Below are 22,424 nucleotides of genomic sequence, written 5' to 3' on the forward strand. Positions count from 1 at the left end.
CCCTGCGCCGAGTCCGCACACGAACTGCGCCGAGTTCGCACAGTGTCCTCGGACTCGGAGGCGATCGCCTACGCCGAGGAACGCGGGACACCGCTGTACCGGCTTGACCCGCATCCCGGCTGACTGGGCTGCACCTGGCCGGGTGCAGGCGGCCTCACCACGGAGAATGCCGTCACGCCCCGTGCGGTCCGCGCCGCACCGGACGCCCGGGCGCCGTGCGAGCGTGGGTCCCGGCACAGATGCCGTCCCCGGCCGACGCACGGACACGCGAAGATCGGCAGGGCGAGCACTCGGCGAGGGAGCAGACGATGATGACGGTCCTGACGACCAGCAGACTGCGCGCTGGGTCCGAGGACCAGTGGGATGCAGCGATGCGCGAGCGGTTCGAATCCGCGCAACGCCGGCCAGGCTGGGTGTCTGGCCAGCTGTTGATCCCTGGAGACGAGCCTCGGTCGCGAGTCATCGTCGGGACCTGGAACAGCCGCGAGGACTGGATGGCCTGGCATGACGATCCGGCGTTTCTCGACAAGCGCGCGGTGCTCCAGGATCTGGAGTCAGGACCCAACGTGACCCAGTGGTTCACCGTCGTGGCGGACGCCCGAGCCGACGCCTAGGCCGCCCGGCCAGCTCATCTGCTGCGTCCGGCCTCAGTCGACAGCACCGAGGAGGATGCCCTCAACGGGTTCCGGCGCGGAATCAGGCTCCGTGCGGCGACCGGGGCGCCGGCTCGTCATCGGGCGGCCACGAGGCAGACGCGGCCACACGAAGGCCGCCTCGCCTCCCCATGTCGCCAACACGCGATCCTCGAGCGAGGCCCTCACCGGTTCCGCTCCGCCGGCCGCTGTCGCGCCCTCGCCGTGCCAACCGGACATGGATCGCCGCTCAGCTGCTGCGGGGAGGGATCGGCGCCTCCTGACGGGCGCTGAACTTGTCGAACAGTGAGCCGGCGTTGAGCGTCTCGACGTAGTCCAGCATGTACTCCTGGCCGATGTCGACGGGCCCCAGCTTCGGGAACTTCACCCGCGCCTGCGTCTCCTCCTTGCTCCAACCCGCCGCCACGGCCTCCGCAACGGCCGCCTTCCAGCTGAGGAGGGCGGCGCGCTGACGGTCCACGTACGAGAGATCGGTGACCGGCCCGTGCCCGGGCACGACGGTGTCGACCTCGAGGGCCCGGATGATCTCCAGGGAGGCAAGCCACTGGTCGACGTCACTGGTCATCAGCCAGGTCTGGCACTCGCAGAAGACGCTGTCGCCGGTGAAGACCATCCGCTCCTGCGGCACGTAGACCGCGAGCTGTCCGGGGGTGTGACCAGGCGTGTGCAGCAGGTGGAAGTCGTGGTCCCCGACCCGCAGGGAGAGGTCCCCGGTGAAGACGATCTGGCCCTTGTTGGGGTCCGCGTAGTACTCGTCCCGGTCCGGGAAGAGCGCGATCCCGTCGGGGTCGTCAGTGGGCAGGGCCTCGCGGGCGTACTCGAACGGGTCGAGTTCGGGGTACACGGTCATGAAGTTGTCGTAGAGCCCCTTGTGGTTCACGACCGTGCCGGCCCCGCGGAAGTACCAGTTGCCGAAGATGTGGTCGACGTGGTGCTCGGTGTTGACCAGGTACTGGACCTCGCCGAAGGTCTCCACGAACCGGCGCATCTCCACGGCCCGCGTCGGCAGCTGCGGAGTGTCGATGACGACCGGGCCGGCCGAGGTCACCACGAAGCTGGGGTTGCACCCCCGCACCTTGGTCTCGGTGAACACGCGGTCGTTGAGCTGCTGCATCCAAGTCTCCGGGGGGCTCGGTCGGTGCGGACGGAGGGGGCGTGGGACGGGGTCAGTTGTCCCGAGCGGCGGTTGCGCGGTTCAGCAGGGACGCGCCGAAGAACTCGATGTGCGCGCGCATCTCCTTGCCGGCCAGGTCCGGGTCGCGGTACTGGACGGCCATCAGGACGGGGCGGTGGAGCTCGGCGATGGCATGCAGGTCGGAGTGGCCGCGCAGCACGCTGACCACGGTCCTGGCCTCGACCCGCAGGGAGCGCCACACCTCGAGGAGAACCTGGTTGCCCGAGGCCTCGACGATGATCTCGTGGAAGCGGGTGTCGTGGACCAGTAGCGCGTGCAGGTCGCCGGCGTCGGCGGCCTCGCGCATACCGGTCAGCTCATCCTGCAGAGCGTCCAGGTGGTCCGGGGTGATCCGGGTCGCGGCCTCCCGGCCGGCGACCTCTTCCAGGGCGGCCCGTACCGGGTAGATCTGGCCGAGTTCATCCACGGTCATCTCGCGGACGCGGGCGCCCTTGTGCGGCTGCGACTCGATGAACCGCATCGCCTCGAGATCCCGCAGCGCCTCTCGCACCGGTGCCTGGCTGACGCCGAACTCGGCAGCGAGCACGCTCTCCTTGACGCGCTCCCCGGGTCCGTACGTGCCGTCGAGGATGCGCTCGACGATCAGATCCTTGATCTGGTCGCGCAGGACGCCGTTGCGCCGAAGTGGCCGATCCACGCGTTCTCCCTCGGTCAGGACCGCACCCGGGCCCGTCTGATTATCGATACTACGGCCCGTGACTGTGCTGTCAACCACGGTCATCGAGCGGCCAGCGCCGTTACTTGAGGCGTCAGTCACGGAAATCCGTGCTGCGGGGTTGACGGGCGTCACATCGCTCTGCCAGATTATCGATAGTTCGACCGCCTGCCTCCGAGGCAGCGCCCTCAGTACGGCCCCCCACCGACCCCCTGACCCCCAACCGGAGTGGGCATGAGCGACGACAACGTCTTGGCGACCTTCTTCGGGGACGACGAGTTCCCGGTGCAGTGGGAGGCCGGCCAGCAGGAACTGTTCTGGGTGCACGACGACCTGCACATCCCGAACCCCGTCTCCCCCATGTACGCCGACATCGGCGGCTGGTGGCTCAAGTGCGACTACATGTTCCGGCGCTTCGGTACCCCGTTCGCCTCCGACTGGATCTCCAAGATCGTCAACGGCTACGTCTACACCGCCGCGATCCCGGCGACGCCGGGCCTGTCGGCGGAGGCGTCGGAGTACGGCGCCCGCTACACGCCCCGCGTCCCGCTGGACCCGCAGGACCCGGCCGAGCTCGGCGGCTACATGGGTTGGACGCTCCCCTACTACGCCGAGAACTTCCTCGGTTGGTGGCGCGACCGGCTCCGCCCGGAGATGGAGCGCAACTTCGTCCGGTTCGACGAGTACGACTACGACGCCGCGAGCCTGGTCGAGCTCGCGATCCTCCTCGAGGACGCGATCGACATGCACGACCGGCACTGGCAGATCCACTGGGTGCTCAACTTCGCCCAGTTCTCCTCCACCCTCGCGCTCAACGCCGCCATCGCGGCGGCCAAGGGCGAGGGCGACCACTCGGCGCTGATGGGGCGGCTGCAGAGCTCCACCGAGAACCGCAACTGGGACTCCATCGAGGAGCTGTGGAAGACCAAGGAGTGGGTCAAGAAGGAGCAGGGCGAGGTCGCCAAGGCGTTCACCCGCCCCACCGCCGGTGACGTGATCCGCGCGCTGGAGGGCACCGACGAGGGCCGCGCGTTCCTCGCCGAGCACATCGAGCCCTACCAGAAGACCTTCGGCTTCAAGTCGATGTACGCCCACGAGTTCTCCTTCAAGACCTGGCGGGAGAACCCGGCCCCGATCGTCGAGGCGGTCCGCGGCTACCTCGAGTCCGACTACGACTACCCCTCCGAGCTCAAGGCCGTGGCCGAGGACCTGGAGAAGGCGAAGGCCGAGGTCTTCGTCGGCGTGGAACCCGGCCCCGCACGCGACGAGCTGGAGCGCGCGCTCGACCTGAGCCTGCGGATGAACCCGCTCACCCCGGACCACCACTTCTACATCGACCAGGGCACCAACGCCCGGGTCCGGCTGGTGCTCATCGCCATCGGCAACAAGCTGGTCGCGGACGGCAAGCTCGACGACCCCGAGGACGTCATGTACCTCAAGTACAACGAGCTGCGTCGCCTCATGGCCGACACCAACTCGTTCGACGCCCAGGAGCTGGTCGGGGACCGTCGCGATGCCCGCGAGGACGCCTACGAGCTGCGTCCGCGAGACTGGGTCGGCACGGCCACCAAGGAGGCCGTGGCGTTCCCCTACCTCTCGCTGTGGGCCTTCCCCGAGAAGCTGGAGCGACCCGCGCCCTCGCACGCCGGCGAGATCCCGGGCCTCCCGGCCTCCGCCGGCGTCGTCGAGGGGACCGCGCGGGTCGTGCTCTCCCCGGAGCAGTTCAGCGAGGTGCAGCGCGACGAGATCATCGTCTGCCGGATGACCAGCCCGGCCTGGGTCGTGCTGTTCACCAAGATCTCCGGCCTGGTCACCGATGCCGGCGGCATGGCCTCGCACCCGGCTGTCGTGTCCCGCGAGTTCGGGATCCCCGCGGTCGTCGGGACCTCGGACGCCACCCGGCGCATCAAGACCGGGGACCGCGTCCGGGTCAACGGCTCCACCGGCCGCGTCGAGATCGTGGCCGATGTCCCGGCCGCGTCCTCCCAGGCCCTCTGAAGGTGAGCCCGATGACCGCGATCCTGCCGCCCCCGACCGCCGAGGAGCGATCCGCCGTGTCCACGCACGACCAGCCGCTGGTGCTGCCGTTCAGCGACCCCCGCTGCCAGGTGGTGGAGCTGACCGGCGGCAAGGGCGCCAGCCTGGCCACCATGACCGCCGAGGAGCTGCCGGTCCCGCCCGGCTTCGTCATCACCTCGGCAGCCTTCGCGGCCGCCGTGGACGAGGAGGCCCTGCGGGAGGCGATGCGCCGCAAGGACGTCGAGGCCGCGAGATCCCTCGTCGCCGCGGCGAAGCCTCCGCGCGAGCTGATCGAACGCGAGTACGCCAAGCTGCAGGGTCTGGTCGCCGTCCGGTCGTCGGCCTGTGCCGAGGACTCCGAGGGCGCCAGCTACGCCGGCCAGCAGGAGACCTTCCTCAACACCGACGGTCTCGAGGCGGTGCTGCACGACGTCGTCGAGTGCTGGCTGTCCTTCTTCACCGACCGCGCCGTCTTCTACCGCCAGGAGAAGGGGTCGCTGGAGGACGTCGCGATGGCCGTCGTCGTCCAGCAGATGATCGACAGCCAGAAGTCCGGCGTCATGTTCACCGTGGACCCGGTGCACGGCCGCAGGGACCGCATGGTGGTCGAGGCCGCCCGCGGACTGGGCGAGGCCGTCGTCTCCGGCGAGGTCACCCCGGACAACTACACGCTGTCCCGCCAGGGGGCGGTGAAGAAGTCCAAGGTGGTGGACGCCGAGCCGGTGCTCACCGACGAGGAGTGCGTCGCCCTGGCCCAGATGGGGCAGAAGCTCGCCGAGCTGCACGGTGTCCCCCAGGACATCGAGTGGGCCTTCGACGAGGCCGGCGACCTGTACCTGTTGCAGTCCCGGCCGATCACGACCGTCTGAGCCACGGCTCGCCGGGGGCACGGCGGCCCGAGTCGCCGTGCTCCCCGGCGGAGCCATGCCCGTCGAGCACACGAACCACGAACAGGGAGCACACGTGACCTGGATGGCGCCCCGCACAGTCGCCGAGGCGGTGGAACTCAAGGCGGCCCACCCCGATGCCACCGTGGTGGCCGGAGGCACCTTCGTCGGCATCCTCACCCGGCAGGGGTTGCTCGACAGCGACGAGTGGATCTCGCTGCAGAACATCCGCGAGCTGCGGCACATGAACACCAGCGCCGAGCTGGCTCTCGGGGCGATGGTGACCCACCGGCAGATCGAGCTGCACCCCGACGTGGCCACCGGATGGCCGGGACTGCGCCAGGTCTTCGCCGTCGTGGCCAGCCCCCGTGTCCGCAACGCGGCGACCATCGGCGGCGTCCTCGGCGACGCCGACTACGCCTCCGACCCGCCCGCCATGCTGGTCGCCTGCGGGGCATGGGTCGAGGCGCTCAGCGTCCGGGGGCTGCGCCGCATCCCCGTGGCCGACCTGATCCTCGACCACTACGAGACCAGCCTCGCCGAGGACGAGCTCATCACCCGGGTGCTCGTCCCCCGCGGGCGGCACCACACCACCTACCGCAAGCTGCGCACCCGCAGCCAGGAGGACCGGCCCAGCGTGGCGGTCGCCGCGGCGCTGCACGACGGGACGGTGTCCGTCGTCGTGGGCGCGGTCTCCGGGCGTCCGCAGTTCTTCCCCGACCTCTGCGCCACCTGGGTGCCGGGCCAGGACGCCAGCGTCCGGTCGGTCGCCGATGGCTACGCCGAGCGCATCGAACCGATCAGCGACAACCGCGGGTCGGCCGCCTACCGCACCCGCGCCATCGCCGTCGAGGTCCGCCGCGCCCTGGAGGACCTCACACCGGCGGCCCTGACCTCACGGAAGGCAGCGGCATGACCGACCCCCGCATCCGCGCCCAGCTGCGCTACCCCGTCGACCTGACGGTTCCCGGGATGTGGCACGCACGAGTCGTGCGCTCCGCCTACGCCTCGGCTCGGGTCACCGACGTGGACACGTCGATGGTCCCCGAGGGGGTCGTCGTCCTGACCCCGGCCGACGTCGAGGGCCTGGGGCGCTACGGCGCGCAGATCCGCGACCAGCACATCCTGGCCGGCACCGCGCGGCACATCGGTGACCCGGTCGCTGTCGTCATCGCGCCCGACGAGGCCTCGGCGCGCGCCGCCGCCGCGCTCGTCGACGTCAGCTACGAGGAGCTGCCGGCCGTCTTCGACGAACGCGAGGCGCTCCGCCCCGGCACGCCGTTGGTGCACGAGACGATCCCGGTCAGCTCCAGCGACTCCGCCTACTTCGGCATGCGGCCGCTGGAGGGCACGAACATCTGCCACCGCTTCCGGATCCGCACCAACGGCATCCCCCAGGGCGAGCCCTACAGCGCCGACCCCGAGCCCGACGACGCCGCGGAGGGCTTCTCGGCCGCCGAGGTGATCGTCGACGAGACCTTCTACATGCCGGCGGTGCAGCACGTGCCGATGGAGCCGCACGCCTGCATCGCCACCTGGACCGACGGCCGGCTCGAGCTGACCACCGGCACCCAGACGCCGTTCAACATGCGCCAGGACCTCGCTGTGCTGTTCGGCGTCCCGGAGTCCGACGTCCGCGTCGTCGTCCCACCCATGGGCGGCTCGTTCGGCGCAAAGACCTTCGTCCGGACCGAGGCCATCGCCGCCGCCGCCGCGCAGCGCGTGAACCGCCCTGTGCGCCTGGTGCTGGACCGGGACGAGGAGTTCGTCACCATCACCCGGCACGCGGCCACCGTGCGGATCCGGCTCGGTGCCACCCGCGACGGCCGGTTCGTCGCCAAGCGCGTGTGGTGCTGGGTCAACACCGGCGCCTACGCCGACTGCGGGCCCGGCGTCGCGATGAAGATGGGCTACGCCGGTGTGGGCCCGTACCGCTTCGACGCCGTCGCCGTCGACTCCTACTGCATCTACACGAACCTCCCGCCCGCCGGCGCCTACCGCGGGTACGGAGCCACCCAGTCGGTGTGGGCCTCCGAGCGCGTCACCGACCTGATGGCCGAGCGGCTCGGCATGGACCCCGTGGAGCTGCGGCGCAGGAACGTCCTCGTCGACGGCGACGTGTACTGCACCGGCGAGACCATGCACGACGTCCACTTCGAGGAGCTGCTCGACGACGCCGCGCGCGCGGTCGACTGGCGGCCCGGCGGACCCAACCCCGGCAAGGGCATCGCCGTGATGCTCAAGGGGATGCAGACCCCGAGCAAGGCCGAGGTCGGCATCCGCCGGGTGGGCCCGGACCGGTACGAGGTGCTCAGCGCCACCACCGAGATGGGCCAGGGCTCGGCCAGGGCCATCGCTCAGCTCGCCGCCGAGCTGCTCGGTGTGGAAGCGGACCAGGTCGACGTGCCGCCGCCGGACACCGACCGCGTGCCGTACGACACCCGGACGACGTCGAGCCGTTCGACGCACATGATGAGCCGCGCACTCGAGGCCGCCGTCGCCGACCTCAAGGACAACGGCACCGACCACGGGCACGGGCGCATCGCCAACGAGGGCGGCCTGGACCTCGACACCGGCCAGGGCGTGGCGTCCTCCCACTGGCACCAGGGCGCTGCGTCAGCCCAGGTCGAGGTGGACGAGGAGACCGGCGTCCTCACCCTCCGCCGACTGCACGCCTCCTCCTACGCGGGCCGTGTGGTCAACAAGGCGGCGGCCGAGCTCCAGCAAGAGGGCTCGATGATCATGGCCCTCGGCACCACGCTGTTCGAGGAGATGACCTTCGACGAGGGGCAGGTCGTCGGCCCCAACCTCTCCGACTACAACATCCCCTCCGCCCTCGACTGCTCGCCGATCACCCAGACCATCCTCGAGCTCGAGGGGGCCGAGGTGCACGGCCTCGGCGAGACCGCCCTGCCCCCCGTCCCGCCGGCCATCGGCAACGCGCTCGCCAGCCACGGCTACTCCCCCACCCGGCTGCCCCTCACCCCCGAACGGGTGCTGGCCTGCGCGAAGGAGCCCGCGTGACCGAGCGTGCGAGGTCACCAGAGAACAGAGCAACGGTGTTCGCGCGTACGACGAGCGCCAGCGAGGAGGACGCGTGAACATCACCCTGCAGATCAACGGCGCCCCGGTCGACCTCGAGGTCGACGAGGGCGTGATGCTGCTGGAGGTCCTCCGCGACCAACTCGGCCTGCTCGGCGCGCGCGGCACCTGCGGTGTCGGCCTGTGCGGCGCCTGCACCGTGCTGGTGGACGGCCAGCCCATCTCGTCGTGCATCATGCTCGCCCCGCTCGCACAGGGCCGCGCGATCACCACCGTCGAGGGGCTGCCCGACGACGACCCGGTGGTCCAGGCCTTCGACCGGCACCACGCCTTCCAGTGCGGCTACTGCATCCCCGGCATGGTGCTCACCTCGAAGGCCTTCCTCGGCGAGTGCGCCGGCAGCGGCACCTGCCCGTCCCGCGAGCGGATCGCCGAGGCCCTCGGCGGCAACCTGTGCCGCTGCGGCTGCTACGTCAAGATCATCGACGCGGTCCAGGAGGTCGGCTCGTGAGGTACGTGACCTACGCAGCTCCCGACGGCACCGGCCGGGTGGGACGCCTGGACGGCGACACCGTCCTCGACGTCGGCTTCGACGGCGACATGATCGCGTTCATCGAGGCCGGCGCCCCGATCGGCACAGAGCGTCCGGCGCCGGACGCTCGCCTGCTCGCGCCGCTGCAACCCCGGTCCTTCCGGGACTTCCTCGCCTTCGAGGGGCACCTGAAGAACGCGTTCAAGAACCTCGGCCGCGACATCCCCGCCGAGTGGTACGAGGTGCCGGCCTTCTATCGCAGCGTCGGCAGCACGGTCACCGGCCCGGACACCGAGCTGACCTGGCCGTCGTACACCGAGCTGCTCGACCACGAGCTCGAGCTCGCCGCGGTGATCGGCAGGCCGTGCAGGGACGTCACCGCCGCCGAGGCGCTGGACTACGTCTTCGGCTTCACGATCTGGAACGACATGTCCGCCCGCGACGTCCAGCGGCGCGAGCTGCCGGTCGGGATGGGGCCGGCCAAGGCCAAGGAGTGGGACGGCTCGAACGTCCTCGGCCCGTGCATCGCCACCCCGGACGAGATCGACCTCGCCACGCTCGAGCTGGAGGTCCGCGTCAACGGCGAGCGCTGGGGCGGCGACACCACCGCGGCCATGCACCACGGCTTCGGTGACCTCATCGCCTACGCCGCCCAGGACCAGACCCTCCTCCCCGGCGAGGTGCTCGGCTCGGGCACTGCCACCGGGGGCTCGGGCCTGGAGCTGGACCGCTGGCTGCAGCCCGGCGACGTCATCGAGATGGAGGCCGGACCCATCGGCGTCCTGCGCAACACCGTCGGAACACCCAACCGGAAGGACCACTGACATGGCATTCGTCGTCGCAGCCACGTGGAAGGCCAAGCCCGGAGAGGCCAAGCGCGTCACCGACGTGATCAAGAAGATGACGCCCCTGTCGCGCGCCGAGCCGGGGAACGTCTTCTACCAGGCACAGGTCAACCCCGAGGACCCGGAGACCTTCTTCCTCTACGAGCAGTACGTCGACGCCCAGGCCTACGAGGACCACAAGAACACGCCGCACTTCCAGGAGAACGTGTTCGGCTACGTCATCGAGTACCTGGCCGAGCGCAGCGTCAAGACGTACGAAACGATCGATGTCTGAGCCGACCGGCACGGACGTCGCCGTGGCGCACCGGCTCCTGCTGGTGCGCCACAGCGAGATCGCCTCCCACCGCGGTGACGTCCCGCTCACCGCCACCGGGGTGGAGATCGCCCGCGAGGTCGGCCGCGAACTCGGCAAGGAGCACGCCGCCTTCCGCGTCCTGACCGGCGGCACCTTGCGTACGCGGCAGACCGCCGATGCCGTGGCCGAGGGCGCCCGGAGCGGAGGGGCGGACGTCGAGGGGCCCCGCGTCGCGTTCGCCCTGCGCAATCCCGACATCTACGTGGCAGGGGAACGGGTCGACATGGTCAGCAGCGCCGCCGCGCTGGCCGAGCAGGTCCCCGGGATGGCCGAGGACGAGGCGGCGACGAACCCGTTCTTCGCCGACTTCTTCGACCACCCCGACCAGATCGGCTGGTGGCTGCGGCTACCGGACGTCCCCGGTGACGACGCGACGACCCTCGCCCGCCGCATCGACGCCTTCGCCGGCAGCCTGGCCGACCCGGGCGGCCCCTCCGGTGGGCTCACCGTCGCGGTCACGCACTCCCCCGTCCTGCGCGCCTGCGCGCTGGCCCACCTCGGCGACGACCCCGGGGAGCCGCCCTGGGTGGGCGGCCTGGAGTACGCCGTCCTCTCCGACCGATCCCTGCGGGTCAGCACCTTCGCCATCGACCGCACCTGACGCCGGACACCCGGCACGACGACTCGAGAGCAGACACATGGAACTCACCCAGACCTTCGCCGTCCCCGTGCCCATCGAGACCGCGTGGAAGGCCCTCAACGACCCCGAGCGCATCGCGCCCTGCATGCCCGGGGCCAGCCTCGAGTCCGTCGACGGCGACAGCTTCACCGGCAACGTCAAGATCAAGCTCGGGCCCATCGGCCTGAGCTACCGGGGGACGGCACGCTTCGTCGACGTCGACCCGGAGACGCGCACGGTCGTCATCGAGGGCTCCGGCAAGGACGCCAAGGGCAACGGCTCGGCCAGCGCCACGGTGACCGCGCGGCTGACCGAGGACGCCGGCACCACCACCGTCGCCACGACCACGGACGTGAACATCACCGGCAAGCCGGCCCAGTTCGGCCGCGGGGTGATGAACGACGTCGCCAACAAGATCGTCGCTCAGTTCGCCGGCAACCTCGCCACGCTCCTCACCTCGGACGAAGGCGCTCCCGCCGCTGCGCCCTCGACGCCGACGCAGGCCGCAGCGGCGACGTCTCCCGTCCCGGTGGCCGCTCGGCCGGCGGTGACGGCTCCGGCCGCCGCCGAGCTCGACGCGTTCGCCCTGCTGGGCATCTCGCCGACGGTCCGCCGTCGGCTGGCCGCCGCCCTGGTCCTCGCTGACGTCTTCGTCCTGGGCTGGGCCATCGGCCGGCTCGGCAACCGCCGCTGACCCGCACCGAGGAGCCCCCGTGCCTTCCACCGTCACCACGGTCAACCCGGCCACCGGCGAGACCCTGACCAGCTACCCCGGTTCGGACGTCGGCGAGGCCCTGTCCGTCCTGGCATCCGTCACTGAGGCGCAAGCCGCGTGGACCGGGACCCCAGTCGAGCAGCGGGCCGAGGTCGTCCGATCGATCGGCGCTCAACTCCGCAAGCAGGCCGACGAGCTCGCCGCCCTGATGACTGCTGAGATGGGCAAGCCGATCGTCGAGGCGCGCGCCGAGGTGGAGAAGTCCGCCACGGCATGCGACTTCTACGCCGACCACGGGCCGGCCGCCCTCGCGCCGAGAGACGTCGACACGGGCGACCAGCGCAGCTGGGTGGCGCCCGAGCCCCTCGGCGTCGTCCTCGCCGTGATGCCCTGGAACTTCCCGTTCTGGCAGGTGCTGCGGTTCGCCGCACCGACCCTGCTGGCCGGCAACACGGCCATCCTCAAGCACTCCCCCAACGTGACCGGCTGCGCGCTGGCCGTCGAGCAGGTCTTCCGCGACGCCGGGCTGCCGGAGAACGCGTTCCGGAGCATCGTCGTCGCCGAGGAGGACGTCCCTGCGGTCAGCCAGGCGCTGCTCGAGGACGACCGGATCGCCGCCGTGAGCCTCACCGGCAGCGAGCGCGCCGGCTCCGCGGTCGCCGCCACCGCCGGACGGGTCATCAAGAAGAGCCTCCTGGAGCTCGGCGGCTCCGACCCCTTCGTGGTCCTCGACGACGCGGACCTCGACGCCGCTGTCGCCGGCGCGGTCAAGAGCCGCTTCATCAACTCCGGGCAGAGCTGCCTCGCGGCCAAGCGGTTCGTCGTCCACCGGGCCGTGGCCGAGGAGTTCAGCCGCCGGTTCGCGGCCGCCGTCGCCGACCTCCGCGTCGGTGACCCGACCGATCCGGCCACCACCATCGGCCCGATGGCCCGCGCCGACCTGCTCGACGGCCTCGAACGGCAGGTCCGCGAGTCGGTCGCGGCCGGGGCGAGCGTGCTCGTCGGTGGCCAGCGGCTCGACCGCGAGGGCGCCTGGTTCGCCCCGACGGTGGTCACCGACGTCACGCCCGACATGCCGGTCATGGCCGAGGAGACGTTCGGTCCGGTGGCCGCCGTCGTCACCGTCTCCGATGACGACGAGGCGGTCCGCGTCGCCAACGCCACCCGGTACGGGCTGGCCGCCAGCGTGTGGAGCAGCGCCCCGCAGCGGGCCCTGGCCGTGGGCCGGCGCATCACGTCGGGTGCGCTGTTCGTCAACGCCGTCGTCGCCTCTGACCCCCGCCTGCCGTTCGGCGGGACCAAGCGCAGCGGCTACGGCCGCGAACTGGGCGAAGCCGGGGCGCTCGAGTTCACCAACACCCGCACCTACGTGATCGGAACCGGTGTCGTGCCGGCCGGTCCGGCGACGGAATGAGGCACTGATGCGCGTCGTGCTGCTCGGACCGCCCGGTGCCGGCAAGGGCACCCAAGCTCAGATCATCGCCCGAGAACTGGGTGTCCCGGCGATCTCCACCGGCGACATCTTCCGCGCCAACGTCAGCGGCGGCACGGATCTCGGCCGACAGGCCAAGGTGTTCATGGACGCCGGCGACCTCGTCCCCGACGAGATCACGGTCGCCATGGTCTCGGCCCGGCTCGCAGAGCCTGATGCCGCCCGCGGCTTCCTCCTGGACGGCTTTCCGCGCACGATCCCGCAGGCCGAACGCCTGGACGAGGCGCTTGCTCACCAAGGGCACCGACTCGACCACGTCCTCGAGCTCGTGGTCGACGAGGCCGAGGTCGTCCGTCGCCTCTCCGGCCGCCGCATGCTGGTCGACGGCCAGTGGACCATGCGCGAGGACGACAAGCCCGAGACGGTGCGCCGCCGCCTGGAGGTCTACCGAGACCTGACCTCGCCACTGACGGCGTTCTACGCCGAGGCCGGTCTCCTACGTGCGATCAAGGCCATGGGTGAGATCGACGCGGTGACCGTGCGGGCCCTCAACGCGTTGGGCCGCAGAGCGCTCCCCATCCCCTGACAGGAGTCGATACTGCCGCCCCCGGCCGACACCGGATACCGACACGGCCGAGACGCTGGGCCCATGGACGACGAAAGCCGGGGCCACCGCTGGTCGCGGTGGCCCCGGCTTCTCGCCAACCAGGGTGCCGGCCTGTCGCCAGCACCCCGGGGTGGGGTGGAGGTGGCGGGAATCGAACCCGCGTCCTGCGACGCATCACCAGGGCTTCTCCGAGCGCAGTCCGCTCTGTCTCTGCTCGGCCCTCCCGATCGCACGAACACGTCGGGATGACGGGCCCAGTCGCTGTGAGGTGTCCCGTGCACGCCCGCGACCGGCACGCACGGTGAGTCATCTAGCTGATGCCAGACTCCGGGCCGATGACGGAACCCGGGCTGACAGCGTCACACTCGCTGATCAGGCAGCGAGGGCGAACGCGCGCTGACTGTTGTCGGCGCTTGTGTGTTTTCCGACGCGTGGTTAACGAGCTCATCGTCGGCTTCCTCGGCTCGCTTCCCCTGGTCACCCGACCGCAGTCGAGACCATTCACCCCCTGTGCAGTTGTGCACCCATCGTAACCGGGACCGCCACCGGGTTGTTCCCCCGGCGCCACGGCGCGTTGATCATCGGATGGGTGCCACTCGACACGCCGTGCGACGGCGTGTCGTCGTGCACGCATCCGATGATCAACACGAGCGCGTCAGATCCAGTCGCGGCGCTTGAACACCGCGTACAGGGTCACGCTCACCCCGAGCATCAGCACCAGGGCGAAGGGATAGCCCAGGTGCCACGTCAGCTCGGGGATCTCCTGGAAGTTCATCCCGTACACCGTGCCCACCAGCGTCGGGGCGAACAGGATGGCCGCCCACGCGGAGATCTTCTTGACCTCCTCGCCCTGGGCGATCGAGGCCTCGGTGAGCTCGCGGATCTCGTCGTTCTGCCGCTGCGCCACCAGCGTCGCGTTCACGGTGAGGATGTCCCGCAGCTGCAGCCGGAAGGCCTCGATCCGCTCGTTGACCTGGGTGACGTGGTCGGCGACGTCGCGCAGGTAGCTGCGCAGGTCCTCGTCGACGCCGTACTTGTCGAACCCCGCGGTGATCGCGGCGAGGATGCCGGTCAGCGGCCGGGCGGCCCGCTGGAACTCCAGCACCTCCTGGGAGAGCTCGTAGATGCGCCGCGAGACACCGGGGTCCCCGCGGAAGACCTCGGTCTCGATCTCGTCGATGTCGTTGGCCAGGCCCGCGACCACCGGCGAGTACCCGTCGACGACGGCGTCGAGGATCGCGTACAGCACCGCCTCGCTGCCCTTGGCCAGCAGCGCCGGCTCGCTCTCCAGCCGCCGCCGCACCCGGGCGAGGTCGGGCGACTCCGCGTGCCGCACGGTGATCGCGAACTGCCGCCCGAGGAACAGGTGCAGCTCGCCGAACTCCACCTCCTCGGCCGCGTCGAGGTACCGGGCGGCCTTGAGGACGACGAACAGCGTGTCCCCGTAGCGCTCGAACTTCGGCCGCTGGTGGGCCTGGATGGCGTCCTCGACGGCCAGCTCGGGCAGCCCGTACTGCTCGGCGAGCTCCCCCAGCTCGGCCGGCTCGGGCCGGTAGAGGCCCAGCCACACCATGCGGTCGTCGAAGCCCTCGGTCAGCCAGTCGTGGCTCTCCTCCGCCGACGGCGGCGTGGCGATGCGCCGGCCACCGGCGTACACGGCGTTGTCCACCAGCCGCGACGGGCGCACCGGCTCCACGGGCGCCGGCGGGACGGGCGGGGCGGGACGCAGCACCGGCGGGCGCGGGCGGCGGCCCAGGGTGGACAGGGCGGTGAGGGGCGCGAGGCGGCGGTCGGCCATGGCGGGGCTCCCGGAGGACGCTGGGTGACAGGACTCAGCAGCGGCCCTCCACGCACCGGCACCCCGGCGCGCACGGCGGCCGGGAGATCAGGTGGTGAGGAGGGCCTCGGGACTGGGACTGGGCGGTTCGCTGCGCATGCCCTCGCCCTCCCTCCCGTCGGTGGCCTCCCTGCGTACGGCCGTCGTCCATCGTGACACGACTCCCGACGGGCCCGCCCGTCCGAGGGGATGACTTCCCCCTCCGTTCACCCCCCGGTCAGGCGTCCGGTCACACGTCCAGGACCAGGCCGACCATCAGCGGCAGCAGGAGGACGATCAGCAGCGCGCCCAGGACGTCGAAGGAGATGCCCGAGCGGATCATCTTGGTGATCGGGACGACGCCGGACCCGTAGACGATGGCGTTCTGCGGCGTGGACACCGGCAGCATGAACCCGAACGACGCCGCGAAGGTCGCCGCCAGCGCGGGCACGAACGGGTTGATGCCCGCGGCCACCGCCACCGGGATGATGATCGGCACGACGACCGCCGCGGACGCGGTGTTCGACGTGGTCTCCGAGATGATGATCGCGAGGATCACCGCGAACACCGTGATCGCGAAGGTGCTGGTCAGCCCGAGGGTGTCGGCCGAGGCGTTGCCGATGGTCTCGGCCAGCCCGGTGTCGGCCAGCAGCGAGCCGAAGATGATCCCGGTGCCGAACAGCAGGATCGTGCCCCAGTCGATCTTCGCGGCGTCGGACCAGTTGAGGGTGAACTCCCGCCGCTTCCAGTCGGTGGGCAGCAGGAACAGCAGCGACGCCCCCAGGACGGCGACGATGCCCTCGTCGATCCGGTCGCTGACCGTCGTGTAGACGTCGGAGTCGGTGCCGGCGGTCAGCGCGATGACGCCCGGGGTGATCCACAGCGCCACGGTGATGCCGAAGGCGACCAGCGTGTTCCGCTCCGCGCGCGAGACCGGGCCGAGCTCGGCGCGCTCGGCCTGAACGTACTCGTGCACGCCCTCGATCCGCTTGATCTCCGGCCGGTTGAGCAGCAGCAGGACGACGGCCAGCGCCACGAACATCAGCGCGCAGATCGGCAGCGCCATGAGCATCCACTGCAGGAACCCGATCCGCTCCCCCGTGGCCTCCTCGATCAGCCCGCGGCCGATCAGGTTCGGCGGGGTGCCGACCGGGGTGATCAGGCCGCCGACGCTCGCGCCGTAGGCCAGCATCAGCATCAGCGCGACGCCCACCCGCAGCCGCAGCGGGTCGAAGTCGGGTGCCACCAGCTCCTTGTCCTGCAGCAGCTTGGCGATCACCGACAGGATGCCGATGGCCGTGGGCAGCAGCATCGCGACGGTGGCGGTGTTGGAGACGAACGCCGACAGCAGCGCGGTGATCAGCCCGAAGGCGATGACCACCCGCGCGGTCGAGCCGCCGACCCACTTCATGGACAGGATGGCCATCGCGAAGCGTCGGGCGACGCCGTGCTTGAGCATCGCCGCGGCGAGGATGAAGGCGCCGATGAAGGTGAACACCGTCGTCGACCCGAACGGGGCGACGGCGTCGTCCGCCGGCACCACCCCGAGGACGACGATCGCCCCGACGCCGATGAGGCCGCCGACCGGGATCGGCACGGGCTCGGTGATCCACAGGACGATGACGCCGAGCAGGATCGCGGCGAGCAGGTGCTGGTCGCGCGGCAGGTCCAGCGGCAGCAGCGCGAAGACGATCGTCACGACCGGGGCGAGGAAGAGCCCGACCGTGCGCCGTCCCTTCTCGAAGCGCTCCTCGGCCGGGCTGAGCCGCTGCTCGCCCAGGCTGCGGTAGGTGGCCGAGCCGCGGAACGCGGCGTCGACGTCGGTACGCTGCCCGGGCTGGCCCGGGCGCTCGATCGTGGCCATGACGCCTCCCCCGGATGGTGTGACCCACACCATAGGGAGGACCGGTCAGCCGGGCACCTCGCCGCCGGGCGGCGGCACGTCGAGCGCCACGAGGAAACGGGCGACCATCCCGTACGCCCCGACCAGCACGGCGAGCTCCACCACCTGCCGGTCGTCGAGGTGCGCGCGGACCGCGTCGAACACCGCGCCGGGGACGGCGACGGCGCGGGCCGACGCGTCGGTGAAGGCCAGGACGGCGGCCTGCACGGGCGTCCACCCCGGCCCGGCGGCGGCGTCCTCGGCCCGCAGTGCCTCGAGCTGCCCGTCGGTGAGCCCCGCGCGGCGGGCGATGGGCTCGTGCGCGGCCCACGGGAACCCCGCTCCGGCGAGGGCCGCGACCCGCAGCACCACCAGCTCGCGCAGGTCGGCGGCCAGCGTGGTGCCGCCGCGCAGCGCGCCGACCAGCGCGTTCCACCCCTCGGCCACCGGCGGGCTGTGCAGCAGCAGCCGGTCGAGGTCGGTCAGCACGCCGCCGCGGCGGGCGCGCAGCAGGTCGGCGGCCGGGCCGTCGTCGGGGGCGGAGGGCAGCCGTGCGCTCACCGGCCGGCGAGGACGCCGGAGGGGTAGGCCCCGTTGCCGACGACGGTGGTCGACAGCCGCTTGCCCAGCTCGACCACCCGGCCGGTCCGCTCGGGCCCCAGGTGGACCCACGGTGCGGCCGAGAGCGCGTCGGTCTCGGCCTCGAGCTCCGCCCGCAGCGCCCGCCCCGCGTCGGTGAGCGCCTCGCCCTCGAGCAGCCCGCGCGCGGCCAGCCGGGCCAGGCCCGCGGCCCACTCCTCGTCGGTCCAGCCGCGCGTCGCCCGGGCGGCGGCGGGCTGGAAGCCGCGGCCGGTGGCGGTGTGGGTGAGCAGCGCCTCCAGCCCGGACAGCCCGTGTCGCACCAGCACGGCCACGTGCCCGTCCCCGCGCCACTCGCGCAGCAGGGTGACCGCGTGCCAGAGACGGCTGACCGGGTCGGCCGGCCAGGCGAGGTCGGCGTGCCCGGCGTAGAGCGGCCGGCCCTCGGCGGTCAGCACGCCGCACGCCTCGGCCAGCAGGTCGCCGAGCTCGCCGACCTCCGGCGCCGCGGCGGCCTCCTCGCCGCCGAGCAGCCGGGTCAGCGAGGCGCGGGCGGCGGCGAACCGCGCGGCGACGACCTGCTCCGGAGTGGCCAGCGTCCAGGCCCGCGGCACGTGCCGCGCCACGATCGCCGGGGAGAAGTTGGAGAAGGTCGCCGTCACCACGCCCGGGCCGACGGCGCCCATCGGGGCCGCGCGCCCGGCGAAGTAGACCATCCGGCCCGGGCGCAGGCCGACCGCCGTCAGGTGCTGCTCGGTCTCGGGCACGAAGTAGACGTGGTCGTGCAGCGGCGCCAGCGCGCGGTACGCGCGGCCGACGAGGACCGGGTCGAGGGCGGGTGCGGGCTGATCGGCGCTGACCATGCGGGCACCCTAGGCGAGCGGCGGGACCGGGTACGCCCAGGAGTGGGAGGTGCGGACGACGCGGAAGCCGACGCGCTCGTAGAGGGCGAAGGCGCCCGTGGTGTTCTCGGTGTCGACGTCGAGCGCCGCCCGGTCGCAGCCGCCGGCCGCGGCGGCGGCCAGCGCGGCGGCGATGACCGCCGAGGCCACCCCCCGACCGCGGGCCGCGGGCAGCACGCCGATCTGGCCCAGGTGCGAGGTGCGGACGCCGGTGGCGCGGGTGTCGGCGTCGTACACGTAGGCCAGCGCGTAGCCGGTGACGGCGCCGTCGGCGAGGGCCAGCACCGACAGGTCCGGGCGGAACGCCTTGACGCCGGTGAACCAGGTCCGCCACGCCTGCTCGTCGCGCTCGGTGGACCCGTGGTGGTCGGCGAAGGCGACGTTGTGTGCGCGGCGGACCTCGTCGTCGCGGTTCCCGTCGAAAGGGACCAGCTCCACACCGGCCGGCGGGGACACCCCGGGCAGGTCGGTCAGCGGGCGCTCCATGGTGGCGAACAGCCGCTCGACCTCGAACCCGGTCCGCTGCAGGAGCGACCCCAGCGAGGTCATGGCCGGCCACACGGAGACGACCAGCCGGCCGGGCAGCCCGGCCGGCGCCACCTCGGCGTGCTGCGCGGTGCCGCGGCGCACCTGCCAGGCCAGCAGCGCGCGGCCGATGCCGCGGCCGCGGAACTCCGGGGCGACCCGGCCCTCCGCCCAGATGCGCAGGGCCTCGCGGCCGCCGCGCGAGACGATCGACGTCGCCCAGCCGGCCAGCCGGCCCTCCGCGGTCACCACCGCCCGCCCGTCGCGGGCCAGGTCCACCAGGTCGCTGCCCCACCACTCGGTGAGGTCGTCGGCGTCCTCGTGCTCGCCGGTGCCGTCGACGGCCTCGGCCGCCGCGAGCAGCCCGGCGGCGGCATCGGCGTCGTCGAGGGTGAGCGGGCGGACGGTGAACCCGTCGGGCAGGCCCATCACGTCGGCGAGGAGGTCGGCCACGGACGAGGACGGTAGGCCGGTCCCTCCCCCGGCCGCGACCGGATTACCGCCGGACGAACAGGCAGAACGGGTGGCCCGCGGGGTCGGCGTAGACCCGCACCACCTCGTGCTCGTCCTCGTGGCCGCCCACCTGCCGGGCGCCGGCCCCCTCGGCGAGCGCGCAGGCGGCGTCGAGGTCGTCGACCTCCAGGTCGAGGTGGACCTGCATCTGCTGGGTGCCCGGCTCCGGCGGCCACACCGGCGGCACGTGGTCGGCCTCCAGCTGGAAGGACAGCCCGGTGCTGCCGTCGGCGGGGCGCAGGGTCGCCCACTCCGGCTCGTCGTCGCGGATCGGCCAGCCGAGCAGCCGCTGGTAGAAGCGGGCCAGGCCGCGCGGGTCCGGGGTGCCGAGGACGGCGGCGGTGAACCGGAACGTGGGCACTCAGTCCTCCAGGGCGAACAGCCGGGCGCCGTTGTCGTGCAGCACCGCGCGCAGCCAGTCGTCGCCGAGGTCGAGCCGGGCCAGCGCCGCCAGCTGCTCGGCGTACGGGTACGGGATCGACGGGAAGTCGCTGCCGAGCAGCACCTTGTCCCGCAGGGCGGCCAGCCGCGGCCGCAGCGCGGGGTCGAAGGGCATGAGCCGCTCGGTGAAACCGGTGGCGAACATCGTGGTGTCCAGGTGCACCCGCTCGTACCGCTGCGCCAGGTCGAGGAACTCGCGGTACTCGGGCATGCCGAGGTGGGCGATCACCAGGCACAGCCCGGGGTGGCGCTCGAGCAGGCCGGCCGCGGGCCCGGGCCCGGTGTGCTCACCGGCGAGCGGACCCGAGCCGCAGTGCACGACCACCGGCGTCCCGGCCTGCTCCAGCCGCGCCCAGACCGGGTCGAGCAGCGGGTGGCGCGGGTCGAAGCCACCCACCTGCACGTGCACCTTGAACACCCGCACGCCGCGGTCGAGCGCCTCGGCGACGTAGTGCGGCGCCTCGGGCTCGGGGAAGAACGTGGCCGAGCGCAGCACCTGCGGGTGGGCGTCGGCGAAGGCGGACGACCAGTCGTTGAGCCACGCCGCCATGCCCGGCCTGTGCGGGTAGGGCAGCGTCGGGAACGCCCGGACGCCGAGCCGGCCGAGCACGGCCAGGCGCTCGTCCTCGGGCAGCGCGTAGTGCACCGGCCAGGCGGCGCCGTAGTGGGTCTCCGCGGCGGCGAAGTACGACCACACCTTGGCCTGCACCCGCGGGGGCAGGAAGTGCACGTGGACGTCGACCAGGCCGGGCAGGCCCAGCTCGCGCCAGAACCGCGGGACGTCGTCGTCCCCCGCCGGCGGCCGGACCGTCACAGCGTGACGACCACCTTGCCGCGCACGTGCCCGCCGGCCACCAGGTCGTGGGCCTCGGCGGTGCGCTCCAGCGGGAACGCCCGGGCGATGGACACCCGCAGCTGGCCGGCGTCGGCCATCCGGCCGAGCTCCTCGAGGTCGTGCCGCTCGGGCCGGACGAACACGTAGCGCCCGCCCATCCCGTTCACCGCCGGGTCGACGACGCTGACGAGGCGCGCGACGTCGCGCACCTGCGCCGGGGCGTCGGCCAGCGCCGCCCCGCCGACGAGGTCGAGGACGGCGTCGACCGGCTCCGACAGCTGCCCGCTGACCGGCCCAGCCGAGTGGTCGAGGACCTCGGCGGCGCCGGCGTCACGCAGGAACCCGTGGTTGCGCGGGCTCGCCGTGCCGATGACGTGCGCGCCGAGCGCGACGGCGATCTGCACGGCGAAGAAGCCGACCCCGCCCGCGGCCCGGTGCACCAGCACGCGGTCGCCCTCGCCGACGTCGAGCGCCTCGGTCAGCGCCTGGTAGGCGGTCAGCCCGGCCAGCGGCAGCGCCCCGGCCTCGGCGAACGACAGCGACTCGGGCTTGCGCGCCAGACAGCGCTGCGGCGCCGGCACCAGTTCGGCGGCGGTCCCCCACTGCACCTCGTCGCGGCGCAGGTAGCCCATGACCTCGTCCCCGGGGGCGAGGTCGACCACCGCCGGGCCGACCGCCTCGACGGTGCCGGCCAGGTCCCAGCCGGGGACGATCGGGAAGTGGTGCGGGTAGGCCGCGGCCAGGTGCCCCTCGCGGATCCCGACGTCGACCGGGTTGACCCCGGCGGCGTGGGTGCGGACGAGCACGGTGTCGGGCCCGACCGGGGGCTCGGGCAGGTCGTCGCGCAGCGTCAGGACCTGGGAGGAGCCGAACCGGTCGTAGGCGATCCCCCGCATCACCGGCGGCCCTTGACGTACCGCCCGAACGCCCGCTGGATCTCCCGGCGCGAGTCGCGCTCGGCGAGGTCCTGGCGCTTGTCGTAGGACTTCTTGCCCTTGGCCAGGGCGAGGGTGGCCTTGACCTTGCCGTCCTTGAAGTACAGGTCCAGCGGCACGAGCGTCAGGCCGCCCTCGCGGGTCTTGCCGATCAGCTTGTCGATCTCCTCGCGGTGCATGAGCACCTTGCGCTTGCGGCGCGGGGCGTGGTTGGTCCAGGTCCCCTGCGTGTACTCGGGGATGTGCACGTGCTGGAGCCACACCTCGCCGTCGTCGACGGTGGCGAAGCCGTCGACCAGCGACGCCCGGCCGGCGCGCAGGCTCTTCACCTCGGTGCCGGTGAGCACCAGGCCGACCTCGTAGGTGTCGAGGATCGAGTAGTCGTGCCGCGCCTTCTTGTTCTGGGCGATCAGCTTGCGCCCCTGTTCCCGCGGCATATC

Annotated in this window: 23 protein-coding genes and 1 other RNA gene; 12 read left to right on the forward strand and 12 right to left on the reverse strand. The window is 72.2% G+C overall.

From position 1 onward, the window contains the following. Nucleotides 1–308: 308 nt before the first annotated feature. Nucleotides 309–614, forward strand: coding sequence for an antibiotic biosynthesis monooxygenase family protein (locus ACI79V_RS08530; RefSeq protein WP_456888302.1), 306 nt, complete (start codon nucleotides 309–311; stop codon nucleotides 612–614). Nucleotides 615–882: 268 nt separating this feature from the next. Here ACI79V_RS08530 and ACI79V_RS08535 read toward each other — a convergent pair whose 3' ends face one another. Continuing rightward, nucleotides 883–1,767, reverse strand: coding sequence for an MBL fold metallo-hydrolase (locus ACI79V_RS08535; RefSeq protein WP_456888303.1), 885 nt, complete (start codon nucleotides 1,765–1,767; stop codon nucleotides 883–885). A 52-nt stretch (nucleotides 1,768–1,819) separates the two neighbouring features. Further along, nucleotides 1,820–2,605, reverse strand: coding sequence for a GntR family transcriptional regulator (locus ACI79V_RS08540; protein WP_456888306.1), 786 nt, complete (start codon nucleotides 2,603–2,605; stop codon nucleotides 1,820–1,822). A gap of 132 nt (nucleotides 2,606–2,737) precedes the next feature. Between ACI79V_RS08540 and ACI79V_RS08545 the strand changes: the two genes are divergently transcribed. The 11 genes from ACI79V_RS08545 (at nucleotide 2,738) to ACI79V_RS08595 (ending at nucleotide 13,535) form a co-directional block, all read left to right on the forward strand. After that, entirely contained in the window at nucleotides 2,738–4,501 is a 1,764-nt protein-coding gene (locus ACI79V_RS08545; RefSeq protein ID WP_456888308.1) for a PEP-utilizing enzyme, read from the forward strand. A gap of 11 nt (nucleotides 4,502–4,512) precedes the next feature. Continuing rightward, nucleotides 4,513–5,391, forward strand: a complete 879-nt coding sequence (locus ACI79V_RS08550; protein ID WP_456888310.1) for a PEP/pyruvate-binding domain-containing protein — start codon at nucleotides 4,513–4,515, stop codon at nucleotides 5,389–5,391. Between the two features lie 103 nt (nucleotides 5,392–5,494). Then, the gene (locus ACI79V_RS08555) at nucleotides 5,495–6,325 is read left to right on the forward strand and encodes an FAD binding domain-containing protein (RefSeq protein WP_456888582.1); all 831 of its coding nucleotides are present in this window, start codon (nucleotides 5,495–5,497) and stop codon (nucleotides 6,323–6,325) included. Beyond that, nucleotides 6,322–8,433 (forward strand): xanthine dehydrogenase family protein molybdopterin-binding subunit, encoded by a 2,112-nt coding sequence (locus ACI79V_RS08560; RefSeq protein WP_456888311.1) that lies wholly within the window; start codon nucleotides 6,322–6,324, stop codon nucleotides 8,431–8,433. Before ACI79V_RS08555 ends, ACI79V_RS08560 begins: the two co-directional genes overlap by 4 nt. A 73-nt stretch (nucleotides 8,434–8,506) precedes the next feature. Next, nucleotides 8,507–8,962 (forward strand): (2Fe-2S)-binding protein, encoded by a 456-nt coding sequence (locus tag ACI79V_RS08565; RefSeq protein ID WP_456888313.1) that lies wholly within the window; start codon nucleotides 8,507–8,509, stop codon nucleotides 8,960–8,962. Beyond that, on the forward strand, nucleotides 8,959–9,807 hold the full coding sequence (locus ACI79V_RS08570) for a fumarylacetoacetate hydrolase family protein (protein ID WP_456888314.1): 849 nt from the start codon (nucleotides 8,959–8,961) through the stop codon (nucleotides 9,805–9,807). The genes ACI79V_RS08565 and ACI79V_RS08570 overlap by 4 nt, the downstream gene beginning before the upstream one ends. A gap of 1 nt (nucleotide 9,808) precedes the next feature. Next, nucleotides 9,809–10,102: a putative quinol monooxygenase gene (locus ACI79V_RS08575; protein ID WP_456888316.1), complete on the forward strand. Its 294-nt coding sequence runs from the start codon at nucleotides 9,809–9,811 to the stop codon at nucleotides 10,100–10,102. Next, the gene (locus ACI79V_RS08580; RefSeq protein ID WP_456888318.1) at nucleotides 10,095–10,784 is read left to right on the forward strand and encodes a histidine phosphatase family protein; all 690 of its coding nucleotides are present in this window, start codon (nucleotides 10,095–10,097) and stop codon (nucleotides 10,782–10,784) included. The genes ACI79V_RS08575 and ACI79V_RS08580 overlap by 8 nt, the downstream gene beginning before the upstream one ends. Nucleotides 10,785–10,821: 37 nt before the next feature. Beyond that, nucleotides 10,822–11,496, forward strand: a complete 675-nt coding sequence (locus ACI79V_RS08585) for an SRPBCC domain-containing protein (RefSeq protein WP_456888320.1) — start codon at nucleotides 10,822–10,824, stop codon at nucleotides 11,494–11,496. Nucleotides 11,497–11,515: 19 nt separating this feature from the next. Continuing rightward, on the forward strand, nucleotides 11,516–12,931 hold the full coding sequence (locus tag ACI79V_RS08590) for an NAD-dependent succinate-semialdehyde dehydrogenase (protein ID WP_456888322.1): 1,416 nt from the start codon (nucleotides 11,516–11,518) through the stop codon (nucleotides 12,929–12,931). Nucleotides 12,932–12,938: 7 nt separating this feature from the next. Next, a complete protein-coding gene (locus ACI79V_RS08595; RefSeq protein ID WP_456888324.1) occupies nucleotides 12,939–13,535 on the forward strand; it encodes an adenylate kinase in 597 nt (198 codons plus the stop codon). 154 nt (nucleotides 13,536–13,689) lie between these two features. Here ACI79V_RS08595 and ssrA read toward each other — a convergent pair. The 10 genes from ssrA to smpB all read right to left on the reverse strand — a co-directional run bounded on the left by ssrA (nucleotide 13,690) and on the right by smpB (nucleotide 22,421). Next, nucleotides 13,690–14,065, reverse strand: a transfer-messenger RNA (tmRNA) gene (gene ssrA, locus ACI79V_RS08600). Between the two features lie 146 nt (nucleotides 14,066–14,211). Then, nucleotides 14,212–15,354, reverse strand: coding sequence for a magnesium and cobalt transport protein CorA (locus ACI79V_RS08605; protein ID WP_456873985.1), 1,143 nt, complete (start codon nucleotides 15,352–15,354; stop codon nucleotides 14,212–14,214). 268 nt (nucleotides 15,355–15,622) lie between these two features. Then, nucleotides 15,623–17,236 (reverse strand): SLC13 family permease, encoded by a 1,614-nt coding sequence (locus ACI79V_RS08610; protein WP_456888326.1) that lies wholly within the window; start codon nucleotides 17,234–17,236, stop codon nucleotides 15,623–15,625. Between the two features lie 45 nt (nucleotides 17,237–17,281). Next, nucleotides 17,282–17,815, reverse strand: coding sequence for a carboxymuconolactone decarboxylase family protein (locus ACI79V_RS08615; protein ID WP_456888328.1), 534 nt, complete (start codon nucleotides 17,813–17,815; stop codon nucleotides 17,282–17,284). Further along, nucleotides 17,812–18,696: an SCO6745 family protein gene (locus tag ACI79V_RS08620; RefSeq protein WP_456888330.1), complete on the reverse strand. Its 885-nt coding sequence runs from the start codon at nucleotides 18,694–18,696 to the stop codon at nucleotides 17,812–17,814. The genes ACI79V_RS08615 and ACI79V_RS08620 overlap by 4 nt, the downstream gene beginning before the upstream one ends. Before the next feature lie 9 nt (nucleotides 18,697–18,705). After that, on the reverse strand, nucleotides 18,706–19,713 hold the full coding sequence (locus ACI79V_RS08625) for a GNAT family N-acetyltransferase (RefSeq protein WP_456888332.1): 1,008 nt from the start codon (nucleotides 19,711–19,713) through the stop codon (nucleotides 18,706–18,708). A gap of 43 nt (nucleotides 19,714–19,756) precedes the next feature. Next, a complete protein-coding gene (locus ACI79V_RS08630) occupies nucleotides 19,757–20,134 on the reverse strand; it encodes a VOC family protein (RefSeq protein ID WP_456888333.1) in 378 nt (125 codons plus the stop codon). After that, entirely contained in the window at nucleotides 20,135–21,028 is an 894-nt protein-coding gene (locus ACI79V_RS08635) for an amidohydrolase family protein (protein ID WP_456888335.1), read from the reverse strand. Beyond that, nucleotides 21,025–21,945 carry an NADP-dependent oxidoreductase gene (locus ACI79V_RS08640; RefSeq protein WP_456888584.1) on the reverse strand — a complete coding sequence of 307 codons (921 nt, stop codon included), beginning with the start codon at nucleotides 21,943–21,945 and terminating at the stop codon, nucleotides 21,025–21,027. Before ACI79V_RS08640 ends, ACI79V_RS08635 begins: the two co-directional genes overlap by 4 nt. Then, the gene (gene smpB, locus ACI79V_RS08645; RefSeq protein ID WP_456888337.1) at nucleotides 21,945–22,421 is read right to left on the reverse strand and encodes an SsrA-binding protein SmpB; all 477 of its coding nucleotides are present in this window, start codon (nucleotides 22,419–22,421) and stop codon (nucleotides 21,945–21,947) included. Before smpB ends, ACI79V_RS08640 begins: the two co-directional genes overlap by 1 nt. Nucleotides 22,422–22,424 lie beyond the last annotated feature (3 nt).

This window comes from Geodermatophilus sp. SYSU D00700, from assembly GCF_054050255.1.